Source organism: Escherichia sp. TW14182 (assembly GCF_000208525.1).
Classification (GTDB): Bacteria; Pseudomonadota; Gammaproteobacteria; order Enterobacterales; family Enterobacteriaceae; genus Escherichia; species Escherichia ruysiae.
Window position 1 is genome coordinate 1 of record NZ_AEJZ01000049.1, and the last position, 14,054, is coordinate 14,054.

13 protein-coding genes are annotated in these 14,054 nt (G+C 51.6%); 8 read left to right on the forward strand and 5 right to left on the reverse strand.

Going from position 1 to position 14,054, the window contains the following annotated elements:
* Nucleotides 1-268: 268 nt before the first annotated feature.
* From entC to EQY_RS0104835, 7 genes are all read left to right on the forward strand, one after another.
* The gene (entC, locus tag EQY_RS0104805) at nt 269-1,444 is read left to right on the forward strand and encodes an isochorismate synthase EntC (protein WP_010346610.1); all 1,176 of its coding nucleotides are present in this window, start codon (nt 269-271) and stop codon (nt 1,442-1,444) included.
* 9 nt (nt 1,445-1,453) lie between these two features.
* Nucleotides 1,454-3,064: a (2,3-dihydroxybenzoyl)adenylate synthase EntE gene (entE, locus tag EQY_RS0104810; RefSeq protein WP_000026758.1), complete on the forward strand. Its 1,611-nt coding sequence runs from the start codon at nt 1,454-1,456 to the stop codon at nt 3,062-3,064.
* Nucleotides 3,065-3,077: 13 nt separating this feature from the next.
* Nucleotides 3,078-3,935 carry an enterobactin biosynthesis bifunctional isochorismatase/aryl carrier protein EntB gene (gene entB, locus EQY_RS0104815; RefSeq protein WP_001007141.1) on the forward strand — a complete coding sequence of 286 codons (858 nt, stop codon included), beginning with the start codon at nt 3,078-3,080 and terminating at the stop codon, nt 3,933-3,935.
* On the forward strand, nt 3,935-4,681 hold the full coding sequence (gene entA / locus EQY_RS0104820) for a 2,3-dihydro-2,3-dihydroxybenzoate dehydrogenase EntA (RefSeq protein ID WP_000347668.1): 747 nt from the start codon (nt 3,935-3,937) through the stop codon (nt 4,679-4,681). The genes entB and entA overlap by 1 nt, the downstream gene beginning before the upstream one ends.
* Nucleotides 4,682-4,683: 2 nt before the next feature.
* Entirely contained in the window at nt 4,684-5,097 is a 414-nt protein-coding gene (entH, locus tag EQY_RS0104825) for a proofreading thioesterase EntH (RefSeq protein WP_000637953.1), read from the forward strand.
* Between the two features lie 180 nt (nt 5,098-5,277).
* Nucleotides 5,278-7,383, forward strand: a complete 2,106-nt coding sequence (gene cstA, locus EQY_RS0104830; protein WP_001043151.1) for a pyruvate/proton symporter CstA — start codon at nt 5,278-5,280, stop codon at nt 7,381-7,383.
* Between the two features lie 152 nt (nt 7,384-7,535).
* Nucleotides 7,536-7,733, forward strand: a complete 198-nt coding sequence (locus tag EQY_RS0104835; RefSeq protein ID WP_000460431.1) for a YbdD/YjiX family protein — start codon at nt 7,536-7,538, stop codon at nt 7,731-7,733.
* A 9-nt stretch (nt 7,734-7,742) separates the two neighbouring features.
* Here EQY_RS0104835 and hcxA read toward each other — a convergent pair whose 3' ends face one another.
* On the reverse strand, nt 7,743-8,831 hold the full coding sequence (gene hcxA / locus EQY_RS0104840; RefSeq protein WP_001120479.1) for a hydroxycarboxylate dehydrogenase HcxA: 1,089 nt from the start codon (nt 8,829-8,831) through the stop codon (nt 7,743-7,745).
* 108 nt (nt 8,832-8,939) lie between these two features.
* Here hcxA and ybdL point away from each other — a divergent pair, with 108 nt between their 5' ends.
* Complete coding sequence (gene ybdL / locus EQY_RS0104845; RefSeq protein ID WP_000183944.1) at nt 8,940-10,100, forward strand: methionine-oxo-acid transaminase; 1,161 nt, start codon at nt 8,940-8,942, stop codon at nt 10,098-10,100.
* On the opposite strand, the gene EQY_RS0104850 is transcribed toward ybdL, so the two are convergent.
* The 4 genes from EQY_RS0104850 to dsbG form a co-directional block, all read right to left on the reverse strand.
* Entirely contained in the window at nt 10,101-10,730 is a 630-nt protein-coding gene (locus EQY_RS0104850; protein WP_000528559.1) for an IbrB-like domain-containing protein, read from the reverse strand.
* Nucleotides 10,703-11,923 (reverse strand): phosphoadenosine phosphosulfate reductase, encoded by a 1,221-nt coding sequence (locus tag EQY_RS0104855; protein WP_000029784.1) that lies wholly within the window; start codon nt 11,921-11,923, stop codon nt 10,703-10,705. Before EQY_RS0104855 ends, EQY_RS0104850 begins: the two co-directional genes overlap by 28 nt.
* Before the next feature lie 140 nt (nt 11,924-12,063).
* The gene (citR, locus tag EQY_RS0104860) at nt 12,064-12,969 is read right to left on the reverse strand and encodes a DNA-binding transcriptional repressor CitR (protein ID WP_000002457.1); all 906 of its coding nucleotides are present in this window, start codon (nt 12,967-12,969) and stop codon (nt 12,064-12,066) included.
* A 208-nt stretch (nt 12,970-13,177) separates the two neighbouring features.
* Nucleotides 13,178-13,924: a thiol:disulfide interchange protein DsbG gene (gene dsbG / locus EQY_RS0104865; protein WP_000913735.1), complete on the reverse strand. Its 747-nt coding sequence runs from the start codon at nt 13,922-13,924 to the stop codon at nt 13,178-13,180.
* Nucleotides 13,925-14,054 lie beyond the last annotated feature (130 nt).

The window sequence follows — 14,054 nt, forward strand, 5'->3', positions numbered from 1 at the left end:
CAGCCAGCACTGGTGCGAACACTGACCCTCACCCCAGCCCTCTCCCTGGAAGGGAGAGGGGGCAGAACGGCGCAGGACATCACATTGCGCTTATGCGAATCCATCAATAATGCTTCTCATTTTCATTGTAACCACAACCAGATGCAACCCTGAGTTGCAGATTGCGTTGCCTCAAGAGTTGACATAGTGCGCGTTTGCTTTTAGGTTAGCGACCGAAAATATAAATGATAATCATTATTAAAGCCTTTATCATTTTATGGAGGATGATATGGATACGTCACTGGCTGAGGAAGTACAGCAGACCATGGCAACACTTGCGCCCAATCGCTTTTTCTTTATGTCGCCGTACCGCAGTTTTACGACGTCAGGATGTTTCGCCCGCTTCGATGAACCTGCTGTGAACGGGGATTCGCCCGACAGTCCCTTCCAGCAAAAACTCGCCGCGCTGTTTGCTGATGCCAAAGCGCAGGGCATCAAAAATCCGGTGATGGTCGGGGCGATTCCCTTCGATCCACGTCAGCCTTCGTCGCTGTATATTCCCGAATCCTGGCAGCCATTCTCCCGTAAAGAAAAACAAGCTTCCGCGCGCCGTTTCACCCGCAGCCAGGCGCTGAACGTGGTAGAACGTCAGGCAATTCCGGAGCAAGCTACTTTTGAACAGATGGTCGCCCGCGCCGCTGCACTCACTGCCACGCCGCAGGTCGACAAAGTGGTGTTATCACGGTTGATTGATATCACCACCGACGCCGCCATTGACAGCGGGGTACTACTGGAACGGTTGATCGCGCAAAACCCGGTTAGTTACAACTTCCATGTCCCGCTGTCCGATGGTGGAGTTCTGCTCGGTGCCAGCCCGGAACTGCTGCTGCGCAAAGACGGCGAGCGTTTTAGCTCCATTCCGTTAGCCGGTTCCGCGCGCCGTCAGCCGGATGAAGTGCTCGATCGCGAAGCAGGTAATCGTCTACTGGCGTCAGAAAAAGACCGCCATGAACATGAACTGGTGACTCAGGCGATGAAAGAGGTACTGCGCGAACGCAGTAGTGAGTTACACGTTCCTTCCTCCCCACAATTGATCACCACGCCGACGCTGTGGCATCTCGCAACACCCTTTGAAGGTAAAGCTAATTCGCAAGAAAACGCACTGACACTGGCCTGCCTGCTGCATCCGACCCCCGCGCTGAGCGGTTTCCCGCATCAGGCCGCGACCCAGGTTATTGCTGAACTGGAACCGTTCGACCGCGAACTGTTTGGCGGCATTGTCGGCTGGTGCGACAGCGAAGGTAACGGCGAGTGGGTGGTGACCATCCGCTGCGCAAAATTGCGGAAAAATCAGGTGCGTCTGTTTGCCGGGGCGGGGATTGTGCCTGCGTCGTCACCGTTGGGTGAGTGGCGCGAAACAGGCGTCAAACTTTCTACCATGTTGAACGTTTTTGGATTGCATTAAGGAGCGAGGATGAGCATTCCATTCACCCGCTGGCCGGAAGAGTTTGCCCGTCGCTATCGGGAAAAAGGCTACTGGCAGGATTTGCCGTTAACCGACATTCTGAACCGCCACGCCGCGAGTGACAGTATCGCGGTTATCGACGGCGAGCGGCAGTTGAGTTACCGGGAGCTGAATCAGGCGGCGGATAATCTCGCCTGTAGCTTGCGCCGTCAGGGCATTAAACCCGGCGAAACCGCGCTGGTACAGTTGGGCAATGTCGCTGAACTGTACATTACCTTTTTTGCCCTGCTGAAACTGGGCGTTGCGCCGGTTCTGGCGCTGTTCAGCCATCAGCGTAGTGAACTGAACGCCTATGCCAGCCAGATTGAACCCGCATTGCTGATTGCCGATCGCCAACATGCGCTGTTTAGCGGGGATGATTTCCTCAATACTTTCGTCACAGAACATTCCTCTATTCGTGTGGTGCAACTGCTGAACGATAGCGGCGAGCACAATTTGCAGGATGCGTTTAACCATCAGGCAGAGGATTTTACTGCCACGCCGTCACCTGCTGATGAAGTGGCCTATTTCCAGCTTTCCGGCGGCACCACCGGCACACCGAAACTGATCCCGCGCACTCATAACGACTACTACTACAGCGTGCGTCGTAGCATCGAGATTTGTCAGTTCACACAACAGACACGCTACCTGTGTGCGATCCCGGCGGCTCATAACTATGCCATGAGTTCGCCAGGATCGCTGGGCGTCTTTCTTGCCGGGGGAACGGTTGTTCTGGCGGCCGATCCCAGCGCCACGCTTTGCTTCCCATTGATTGAAAAACATCAGGTGAACGTCACCGCGCTGGTGCCGCCAGCAGTCAGCCTGTGGTTGCAGGCACTGGCTGAAGGCGAAAGCCGAGCGCAGCTTGCCTCGCTGAAACTGTTACAGGTCGGTGGTGCACGTCTTTCTGCCACGCTTGCGGCGCGTATTCCCGCAGAGATTGGCTGCCAGTTACAGCAGGTGTTTGGCATGGCGGAAGGGCTGGTGAACTACACCCGTCTTGATGATAGCGCGGAGAAAATTATCCATACCCAGGGTTACCCAATGTGCCCGGACGATGAAGTGTGGGTTGCCGATGCTGAAGGAAATCCACTGCCGCAAGGGGAAGTCGGACGCCTGATGACGCGCGGTCCGTACACCTTCCGTGGCTATTACAAAAGCCCGCAGCACAATGCCAGCGCCTTTGATGCCAACGGTTTTTACTGTTCCGGCGATCTGATCTCTATTGATCCCGACGGTTATATCACCGTGCAGGGGCGCGAGAAAGATCAGATCAACCGTGGCGGCGAGAAGATCGCTGCCGAAGAGATCGAAAACCTGCTGCTGCGCCATCCGGCGGTGATCTACGCCGCACTGGTGAGCATGGAAGACGAACTGATGGGCGAAAAAAGCTGCGCTTATCTGGTGGTAAAAGAGCCGCTGCGCGCGGTGCAGGTGCGTCGCTTCCTGCGTGAGCAGGGCATCGCCGAATTTAAATTACCGGATCGCGTGGAGTGTGTGGATTCACTTCCGCTGACGGCGGTCGGGAAAGTCGATAAAAAACAATTACGTCAGTGGCTGGCGTCACGCGCTTCAGCCTGAAGGAGAGAACACGATGGCTATTCCAAAATTACAGGCTTACGCACTGCCGGAGTCTCACGATATTCCGCAAAATAAAGTCGACTGGGCATTTGAACCGCAACGCGCCGCGCTGTTAATTCATGATATGCAGGACTATTTCGTCAGCTTCTGGGGCGAGAACTGTCCGATGATGGAACAGGTGATCGCGAATATTGCGGCACTACGCGACTACTGCAAACAGCACAATATCCCGGTTTATTACACCGCCCAGCCGAAAGAGCAGAGCGATGAAGATCGGGCGCTGTTGAATGATATGTGGGGACCGGGCCTGACCCGTTCGCCGGAACAGCAAAAGGTGGTGGATCGCCTGACGCCAGATGCCGACGACACGGTGCTGGTGAAGTGGCGCTACAGCGCGTTTCATCGTTCTCCGCTGGAGCAAATGCTCAAAGAGAGTGGACGTAACCAGCTGATTATTACCGGGGTATATGCCCACATTGGCTGTATGACCACCGCAACCGACGCATTTATGCGCGATATTAAACCGTTTATGGTGGCGGATGCGCTGGCCGATTTCAGCCGTGACGAGCATTTGATGTCGCTGAAATATGTGGCCGGACGTTCTGGTCGGGTGGTGATGACCGAAGAGTTACTGCCAGCACCAATCCCTTCCAGTAAAGCGGCGCTGCGTGAGGTGATCCTGCCGCTGCTGGATGAGTCCGATGAACCGTTCGATGACGACAACCTGATCGACTACGGTCTGGATTCGGTGCGCATGATGGCGCTGGCGGCGCGCTGGCGCAAAGTACATGGCGATATCGATTTTGTCATGCTGGCGAAAAACCCAACCATTGATGCCTGGTGGAAACTGCTCTCCCGCGAGGTGAAATAATGGATTTCAGCGGCAAAAATGTCTGGGTAACCGGTGCGGGGAAAGGTATCGGTTACGCCACGGCGCTGGCATTTGTTGAAGCGGGTGCGAAGGTCACGGGCTTTGATCGGGTGTTCACTCAGGAGCAATATCCCTTTGCGACCGAAGTGATGGATGTAGCCGACGCCGGGCAGGTGGCGCAAGTGTGTCAGCGGCTGTTAGCGGAAACGGAACGACTGGACGTGCTGGTCAATGCAGCGGGAATTTTACGCATGGGCGCGACCGATCAGCTCAGCAAAGAAGACTGGCAGCAGACCTTTGCGGTCAACGTTGGCGGCGCATTTAACCTGTTTCAGCAAACCATGAACCAGTTTCGCCGTCAGCGGGGCGGGGCGATTGTTACGGTAGCGTCCGACGCTGCACACACGCCGCGTATTGGTATGAGTGCTTATGGTGCGTCGAAAGCGGCGCTGAAAAGCCTGGCGTTGAGCGTCGGGCTGGAACTGGCGGGTAGCGGCGTGCGCTGTAACGTGGTTTCGCCCGGCTCCACCGACACCGATATGCAACGCACGCTGTGGGTGAGCGATGACGCCGAAGAACAGCGTATTCGCGGCTTTGGCGAGCAGTTTAAACTCGGCATTCCGCTGGGGAAAATCGCCCGTCCACAGGAGATCGCCAATACGATTTTGTTCCTCGCCTCTGATCTCGCCAGCCATATCACCCTACAGGATATTGTGGTCGATGGCGGCTCAACGCTGGGGGCATAAGCATGATCTGGAAACGCCATTTAACGCTCGACGAGCTGAACGCCACCAGCGATAACACAATGGTGGCGCATCTGGGAATTGTGTATACCCGTCTGGGCGATGATGTGCTGGAAGCCGAAATGCCGGTTGATACCCGTACTCATCAGCCGTTTGGCCTGCTGCATGGCGGCGCGTCGGCGGCGCTGGCGGAAACGCTGGGATCGATGGCCGGATTTATGATGACCCGCGACGGACAGTGTGTGGTGGGCACGGAACTTAACGCCACCCATCATCGCCCGGTGTCTGAAGGCAAGGTACGTGGCGTCTGCCAGCCGCTGCATCTTGGGCGGCAAAATCAGAGTTGGGAAATTGTTGTTTTCGATGAACAGGGGCGGCGTTGCTGCACTTGTCGGCTGGGTACGGCAGTTTTGGGATGAGCCCGACAGAATTAAATGAGATTGCAGGAAAACTCGGTTAACGGAGTGATCGAGTTAACATTGTTAAGTTAAATATTGGTTTCAACTCCGATTTACATGGTTGCTGTGTTGTTAAATTGTACAAAGATGTTATAGAAACAAAATGTAACATCTCTATGGACACGCACACGGATAACAACTATGAACAAATCAGGGAAATACCTCGTCTGGACAGTGCTCTCTGTAATGGGAGCATTTGCTCTGGGATACATTGCTTTAAATCGTGGGGAACAGATCAACGCGCTGTGGATTGTGGTGGCGTCGGTCTGTATCTATCTGATCGCTTATCGTTTTTATGGTCTGTATATCGCCAAAAATGTGCTGGCGGTTGACCCGACGCGTATGACGCCAGCGGTGCGCCATAACGACGGTCTGGATTATGTGCCGACGGATAAGAAAGTGCTGTTCGGTCACCATTTTGCGGCCATTGCCGGAGCTGGTCCGTTGGTGGGGCCGGTGCTGGCAGCGCAAATGGGCTACCTGCCGGGGATGATCTGGCTGCTTGCTGGGGTGGTTCTCGCCGGTGCGGTACAGGATTTCATGGTGCTGTTTGTTTCCACGCGCCGTGACGGTCGCTCGCTGGGTGAGCTGGTCAAAGAAGAGATGGGGCCAACCGCCGGGGTGATTGCGCTGGTTGCCTGCTTTATGATCATGGTCATCATCCTTGCAGTGCTGGCGATGATCGTGGTGAAAGCCCTGACCCATAGCCCGTGGGGAACGTATACCGTTGCGTTCACCATTCCGCTGGCGCTGTTTATGGGGATCTATCTGCGCTATCTGCGTCCAGGTCGTATTGGCGAAGTGTCGGTCATTGGCCTGGTGTTCCTGATTTTCGCCATTATCTCTGGAGGTTGGGTGGCAGAAAGCCCAACCTGGGCACCGTACTTTGATTTTACCGGCGTGCAGTTGACCTGGATGCTGGTGGGTTACGGTTTTGTGGCGGCGGTGCTGCCCGTATGGCTGCTGCTGGCTCCGCGTGACTACCTCTCTACCTTCCTGAAAATCGGGACTATCGTCGGTCTGGCGGTAGGCATTTTGATCATGCGCCCGACGCTGACCATGCCTGCGCTGACCAAATTTGTCGATGGCACTGGCCCGGTATGGACCGGTAACCTGTTCCCGTTCCTGTTTATCACCATCGCTTGTGGCGCGGTGTCTGGCTTCCATGCGCTGATCTCTTCCGGCACCACGCCGAAGATGCTGGCGAACGAAGGTCAGGCGTGCTTTATCGGCTATGGCGGAATGCTGATGGAATCCTTCGTGGCGATTATGGCGTTGGTTTCTGCCTGTATCATCGATCCGGGCGTGTACTTCGCTATGAACAGCCCGATGGCGGTGCTGGCTCCGGCAGGGACGGCGGATGTGGTCGCTTCTGCGGCGCAGGTGGTGAGTAGCTGGGGCTTTGCGATAACTCCGGATACGTTAAACCAGATTGCCAGCGAAGTGGGTGAACAGTCGATCATTTCCCGTGCGGGCGGTGCGCCGACGCTGGCAGTGGGGATGGCCTACATTCTGCACGGTGCGCTGGGCGGCATGATGGATGTGGCCTTCTGGTATCACTTCGCCATTCTGTTTGAAGCACTGTTTATTTTGACGGCGGTAGATGCGGGTACGCGTGCTGCGCGCTTTATGTTGCAGGATTTGCTGGGCGTGGTGTCTCCGGGTCTGAAACGGACAGATTCTCTGCCTGCTAACCTGCTGGCAACGGCGCTGTGTGTGCTGGCGTGGGGCTACTTCCTGCATCAGGGCGTGGTCGATCCGCTGGGCGGTATTAACACCCTGTGGCCGCTGTTTGGTATTGCCAACCAGATGCTGGCAGGGATGGCGCTGATGCTCTGTGCCGTAGTGCTGTTCAAGATGAAACGTCAACGTTACGCCTGGGTGGCGCTGGTGCCAACAGCCTGGCTGCTGATTTGTACCCTGACCGCAGGCTGGCAGAAAGCGTTCAGCCCGGATGCGAAAGTGGGCTTCCTGTCCATTGCTAACAAGTTCCAGGCAATGATCGACAGCGGTAATATTCCGTCGCAGTATACTGAGTCACAACTGGCGCAACTGGTGTTCAACAACCGTCTGGATGCCGGGTTGACCATCTTCTTTATGGTGGTTGTGGTGGTTCTGGCGCTGTTCTCGATTAAGACGGCACTGGCGGCATTGAAAGAGCCGAAGCCAACGGCGAAAGAAACGCCGTATGAGCCAATGCCGGAAAATGTTGAGGAGATCGTAGCGCAGGCGAAAGGCGCGCACTAAAGTCAGAGTAAGGGGGGATGTTGGCGAATGTTGGCATAGTGCCGAGGGTTCCCCCTCACCCTAACCCTCTCCCCGGTGGGGCGAGGGGACTGACCGAGTGCGTTGATAGCTATTAATGCACTCTCTCAGCAATCTGATTACCGGAGGTATTGATGTTTGATTCACTGGCAAAAGCCGGAAAATATTTAGGTCAGGCGGCGAAGCTGATGATTGGTATGCCTGATTACGACAACTATGTCGAACATATGCGGGTTAACCATCCCGATCAAACGCCGATGACCTACGAAGAGTTTTTCCGTGAGCGGCAGGACGCGCGCTACGGTGGAAAAGGCGGCGCGCGCTGCTGCTAAATTTGTACGTCAGGCTTTAAACGATTCCACTTTTTCGAACGCTGCACGCAACGTATCTGGTGTCAGTGTAACAGGCAGGTAATGAATGGATTCCACCGGACGTAAGGTGTGGGCAATCACTTTGTCGATCTCCGCCTGATTATTGATATCCACTTCCAGCTCCGCCAGCGTAGTCGGCAGATGAAAACGGTGATACGCCTCGGTTAATTGCGCCAGCACATCATCTTGTCCCAGCAAGGCGCTTTGCACCAGAATGCCGTAGGCGACTTTGGTGCCGTGGAGAAACTTCTCGGTTTGCGGTAGGATAGTCAGACCGTTATGTACGGCATGAGCCGCCGCTACACGCGTAAAACGATCGCCCAGACCTCCCACCATTCCGCCCCCGGCGATAATGGCATCAACCACATCGCAAAATGATTGCGTTAACTGCTGATTTTGCTGATCGAGCAGCGCCTGTTCGCTACTGCTTAATAAAACATCGCGGATGGCCTGCGCATTATTGATCCCCAGACGCACGGTTAGCGGCAAGGTTTCTGGTTGTGGAGCCAGCACCACCGCTTCATACCATTTCGCCAGTGTGTCGCCGATCCCCGCCAGTAGATATTGTTGTGGTGCTTTGAGGATAATCTCTGGTTCCACCAGCACCATAAAATTGGCGTCGTCGAAAATTTCATAATGTAGCGCCTGTCCGGCATCGTTATACCAGACGGAGAGCGGTGTCCAGGCGGCGCAGGTAGCGGCGATCGTTGGAACGGCAACAAACGGCAGACCGAGACGGCGAGCGAGGGCTTTCGCGGTGTCGAGCAGTGCGCCGCCGCCGACGCCAATCACCACGCTGCGATCGTCACCGGACTCAGCCGCCAGGTGCTGTACATCGCTTTCGCTGCAATGACCGCGAAACAAAATATGCTTTGCACCAGGCAGTTGAAACGCTGGTGGAAGTCTGATTTGCGCCGCAGCAATGGCGCGTTTGCCGTAGATCCACACCGCGCGAGAAAGCTGTTCATCAGTGAAAAAGTCGTGCAGGTGATTGAGACTTCCTGGATGTGAAAAGTAGTTAGCCGGGCCGACGACGACGCGGATAGGATTGTGAGGCATGTTGTGTTGTCCTTATTGTTTTATTTAGACATCTAAACGTCTTGATTGCCAAATACTAGCATCGTGTTATAGTGCCTTCAACACGCAACTTCGTCAGGCACAATAAAAATGACAAATAACCCTCTGATTCCACAAAGCAAACTTCCACAACTTGGCACTACCATTTTCACCCAGATGAGCGCGCTGGCGCAGCAACACCAGGCGATTAACCTGTCGCAAGGCTTTCCTGATTTTGATGGTCCGCGCTATTTACAGGAGCGGCTGGCGTACCACGTTGCCCAGGGGGCAAATCAATACGCGCCAATGACCGGCGTGCAGGCCTTGCGCGAGGCGATTGCTCAGAAAACGGAACGTTTGTATGGCTATCAACCAGATGCCGATAGCGATATCACCGTAACAGCAGGGGCGACGGAGGCGTTATACGCGGCGATTACCGCGCTGGTACGTAGTGGCGATGAAGTTATCTGTTTCGACCCCAGTTATGACAGTTATGCGCCTGCCATTACGCTATCAGGTGGGATCGTGAAACGCATTGCGCTACAGCCGCCGCATTTTCGCGTTGACTGGCAGGAATTTGCCGCATTGTTAAGCGAGCGCACCCGGCTGGTGATCCTCAACACGCCGCATAATCCCAGCGCGACCGTTTGGCAGCAGGCTGATTTTGCGGCCTTGTGGCAGGCAATTGCCGATCGCGAGATTTTTGTCATTAGTGATGAAGTTTACGAGCACATCAACTTTTCACAGCAGGGCCATGCTAGCGTGCTGGCGCATCCGCAGCTGCGTGAGCGGGCGGTGGCGGTTTCTTCATTTGGCAAGACCTATCATATGACCGGCTGGAAAGTGGGTTATTGCGTTGCGCCAGCGCCCATCAGTGCCGAAATTCGCAAGGTACATCAGTATCTGACCTTTTCGGTGAATACCCCGGCACAGCTGGCGCTTGCCGATATGCTACGTGCAGAGCCTGAGCATTATCTTGCGTTACCGGACTTTTATCGCCAGAAGCGCGATATTCTGGTAAATGCCTTAAATGAAAGCCGGCTGGAGATTTTACCGTGCGAAGGTACATATTTTTTGCTGGTGGATTACAGCGCCGTGTCTACGCTGGATGATGTTGAGTTTTGCCAGTGGTTGACGTGGGAGCATGGCGTGGCGGCGATCCCGCTATCGGTGTTTTGCGCCCATCCCTTCCCGCATAAACTGATTCGTTTCTGCTTTGCCAAGAATGAATCGACGCTGCTGGCGGCGGCTGAACGCCTGCGCCAGCTTTAGCTATTTAACCGTCCAGGCGCGGGAATATTGACGGTCGGCAAACAGTTCTTGCAGGCCGTTAATTTGCTTGAGGCGCAATACTTCGTCGCTATCCATACCCAGCTCTTTACTGATTTTATTATCGTCCCAACCTAACTGGCTGAGTTCTCGAACAATTTCTGACATTGCCGTGACCTGGTGGCGACCACGCGCCCGGTTGTGGCGAATAGTTGCAGCGATACGTTCGTTACGTGTTCCTTCCAGACAGGTGACCGGTAAATACCCTTTTAATCGCAATTTTAACGTGTTAGAGCCTTTACCAATTTCATGACGGTGAAAACCATCAACAATTTCAAGTGTGCTGGCTCGTGTATTGGTCACCACAATTGGCTGGGTAAAACCATCGATCTCAATTGATTTTTGTAGTAATCGTTTCTCTGGCGGCGCGACGTTATTCGGATTGTAATCATTAGGGGTGAGTTGGGTGTTCTTAACCCACAAAACACAATCGACCGGTTCGTCGCGAAATGGACTCACTTGATGGATCGCCGTTCTGATCTCATTGATCGCCTTAATGCGATCTTCTTCTGCCAGACTGGCGAGAAATTGAGTTAAATCCTGCGTTAATCGCTGCTGCATAGTATTCCCCATTCCTGACGTTTTCCTTTAATCCGTTCGTTATAACGTTGATAATTTTTGGCTTTTGTGGGGCTGAATGATAATGCCCGACACCAATAATCATTGTTGAGCAATACCTTGCAGATACGTCGCCAGGAAGGGACGTCTTTTGAACCAATATCTCCATGCTGCGTCTGAGGGATCTCGATGCCTTTTTTTTGATACCAGTGCAAATAAACAGCAATTTTATTGCGATAATGTTCAGCCGTTTTTTCCGGCATACTGTTAAGCAATAATAAGGCATATTCCTGCCAGTCTAGATGGTCGGGCTTAAGGATCTTCCTGTGACCATAAAATTGATTGTCATGACCTGCGTAAATTCCACCGCTTTTTACGCCACTGACCCGGGCGCACATTGCGGCCCATCGGTCAGGTTCAAGAACATGATATAGCCACAAACCTTGCCGTTGTTCTGGGCCAAAAGGTTCGCAGATTCGCATAAGACGCAGAGGGACGCCAGCCTGGTACATCAGGTTATACAAAGGGTTAGATAGAGACTGGTGTTTAGCATACCAGGTCCAGATATCGGCCACCTTCCAGTCGTAAATGGGATAAATATACCAACAATGGCCACCAGGTGCGGCGGTGGTCCACGGTTTATCGTCAGCAAAACGTTGTTTATTTAAGCTGGCAATGGCGACGAAACGATTATAAGACTCGTCGGCACGGATACCGACCATCATTGCGGCTGGGCGATGTTGTGAAAACCATTCGGCAAATTCACGCACGAAATGTTCAAAGCTCATGCCAGATTGATAAAACGAGAAAAATGCGGGATCGGTTATCGCATCTTCTGGCGGTTGACGAACCCATTCAATATCAGGCTGCCAGCACTGCCATTCGGGTTGATATTGGGATAATGAATTTTGCGTTGTTAGCGGTAGTGCCACCCAATAAAACTCTTCGATAACATCGGCATACTGCTCACGTAGCGATTGAACATAGTCAATCGTACAAGAAAACTGAGCTTCCCAGTCGATAAACAGGACGTGTATTTTTTTTCCCATTTTTCTGGCCAGATCTGCGGTCAAATGGAGCATTAAGCCAGAATCTTTACCACCAGAAAAAGAGACGCATACGCGAGGCAGAGTATTAAGTGTCCAGGTGATACGGTCTTGTGCTGCTTCCAGGATATTGAGAGGTAGCGGAATTTTATAAATGGACATCTGAAGACGCTCTCTTAACGTGACCGTGAGAAAAGTGCGATAGTTTCCTGATTATAATATTAATAAATTAAAATGAGGTATCTTATTTTATATTCATATAATAAATCTTTTTGGCGGATATTATCCATACTGGCAGATGTTTAACAAAAATTATCATTCAAGCGGTCAATAAAACGAGAGAAGCTCAGGTTGTTTAATGATGATTTATTATAGGAAATATAAAGAGTATTAGAAGGTAGATTTTGTTCTAGTTTTATTTGTTTTAATTGAAGGTTTTTTTGATAGTTACGATATAATTCGAAGGGGACAATACCCAGTAAATCGGTTACTGCAATAGTATTGACAATAGTAAACAGTGACGAGCTACGAAATGCTATTTTTCGGTTTGCCAGAATCGCTTCTATTTCCATCTGAAAATCTTCAAGGCCAGGTGCTTTTGATGCCAGGGAGGTGAACTCTTCATCAAGAATTTCTTCGCGGCTACTGTTTTCCGTTATTCTCGGATGGGTTGCGCTACAGATAAGCGTGTTTCGTATCGACTGAAAAGGCATGCAGATCACCGAGCGACTGATGACAGGCATTAATGTGATGACCAGATCTGCTTTGCGATAAGTCAATAAATCTTCGGCGCTTTCTGCTGACATCATAATGTCATGATGTTCAATTTCTACGGCTGTATCTTGTCGTAGACATCCGATCAAAAGGCTACTGTTAGTTGAAGAGATGAGTTGCGGGCCATAAATAATAAATTTTTTCTTCAGTTCTGCTTTATTGACAATGTTGATAGTTTGTTCAAGGTTTTTAAGATTCTTCTCAAGGTGATGATGCAAATTTAACCCTGTTGTTGTTGGTGCAATACCTTTCCCGGAGCGAATAAACAAGGGGTCATTAAATTGTGCGCGTAGACGTTGTAAAGATTGGCTTACCGCAGAAGGTGTTATATATAACGATTCTGCGGCCTTGCTAATGCTAAGATGCTGATATATGCATTCAAAAATGACAAGCAAGTTTAAATCAAATTTTTTTAAGTCGTAAAGATTAGCCATGATGCACTCCATTCATATGCTTGCTCTCATAATATTCATCAAGTCAATGATATGGCTTTATGTATTTTTATATATTATGTTGTTTTACTTAATTTACGATTAAGTTTTTCTAAAATAGCATAGTTGGTATGAGTGGGGTGAACAATACTTGCGATTTTATGGATAACTGAAAAAGAGTGATCTATTCCAATTATCCATAAAATGTATGCTATTTATTTCCCATAATAATATTTAAGGTCTTTTGATCAGGTAATCCGACAGCCTGCTGTAATGTGTTCTCTGGACTCATGTAATAAATCGCAGGTGTGACATTTGCACCCAATTCGTCCATCAACGCCTCATTGGCACTTAGAATCTTCATCTGCTCCGGGCTCACGCTCCCGGAGAGGTTCAGCTTTAACTTGCCGCCTGATGCTTCATACTCTTGCCACGTTTTTGCCGGATCCTTAGACGCAAGGATTGCCGCCGCAGTGGCTGGGCTTTCGGGTTTTATCACGCCAACCAGTAGGGTACGAATTTGTACTTTACCGGCATCAACCCAGGGGCGCGCTTGTTGCCAGAATTGTTTGCAATATGGGCAGAAAGGATCGGCAAAAACATAAACCACGACGGGTGCATCTTTTTTACCGTCAAGTAACCAGCTTGATTGTTCCATGCGCTGCCACATTTCGCGTCCGGCAGGTGCGTAAATCTCTTTTTCAATAAGGGCGTTACTGAGGTTTTCTCCCTTTTCGTTGTACATATAGCCAGAGATGGCATGTTTGCCGTCAGGCGTAAGGTAGATAGTGACTCCCATGTCCTGATATTTCCCCAGATAACCTTTCATGCCACCCGGTGCATCGAACGATCTAATAATCGTAATCCCCTGTTTTTCAATCGCTTTAACGGGCGCAGGAAGCTCTTCGGCGTAAGCTAATCCTGGGAGTAGGGTTAAAAAAATTATCTTTTTTAACATTGCTTTGTCCTTTTCGTTCAGTGCAAATACACAATAAAAGGCTTAACCTATCACTGTCATAGTTAAGACCTTATGTCAGATGATTGCCCTTTGTTTATGAGGGTGTTGTAATCCCTCTCGTCGTTGCGAT

Excerpts from the sequence above, each read along its gene's own strand:
- dsbG (WP_000913735.1), bottom strand. The coding sequence starts at position 13,924 with ATGTTAAAAAAGATAATTTTTTTAACCCTACTCCCAGGATTAGCTTAC.
- citR (WP_000002457.1), bottom strand. The coding sequence starts at position 12,969 with ATGGCTAATCTTTACGACTTAAAAAAATTTGATTTAAACTTGCTTGTC.
- entE (WP_000026758.1), top strand. The coding sequence starts at position 1,454 with ATGAGCATTCCATTCACCCGCTGGCCGGAAGAGTTTGCCCGTCGCTAT.
- EQY_RS0104835 (WP_000460431.1), top strand. The coding sequence starts at position 7,536 with ATGTTTGATTCACTGGCAAAAGCCGGAAAATATTTAGGTCAGGCGGCG.
- entA (WP_000347668.1), top strand. The coding sequence starts at position 3,935 with ATGGATTTCAGCGGCAAAAATGTCTGGGTAACCGGTGCGGGGAAAGGT.
- hcxA (WP_001120479.1), bottom strand. The coding sequence starts at position 8,831 with ATGCCTCACAATCCTATCCGCGTCGTCGTCGGCCCGGCTAACTACTTT.
- EQY_RS0104850 (WP_000528559.1), bottom strand. The coding sequence starts at position 10,730 with ATGGGGAATACTATGCAGCAGCGATTAACGCAGGATTTAACTCAATTT.
- entH (WP_000637953.1), top strand. The coding sequence starts at position 4,684 with ATGATCTGGAAACGCCATTTAACGCTCGACGAGCTGAACGCCACCAGC.
- EQY_RS0104855 (WP_000029784.1), bottom strand. The coding sequence starts at position 11,923 with ATGTCCATTTATAAAATTCCGCTACCTCTCAATATCCTGGAAGCAGCA.
- cstA (WP_001043151.1), top strand. The coding sequence starts at position 5,278 with ATGAACAAATCAGGGAAATACCTCGTCTGGACAGTGCTCTCTGTAATG.
- entC (WP_010346610.1), top strand. The coding sequence starts at position 269 with ATGGATACGTCACTGGCTGAGGAAGTACAGCAGACCATGGCAACACTT.
- entB (WP_001007141.1), top strand. The coding sequence starts at position 3,078 with ATGGCTATTCCAAAATTACAGGCTTACGCACTGCCGGAGTCTCACGAT.
- ybdL (WP_000183944.1), top strand. The coding sequence starts at position 8,940 with ATGACAAATAACCCTCTGATTCCACAAAGCAAACTTCCACAACTTGGC.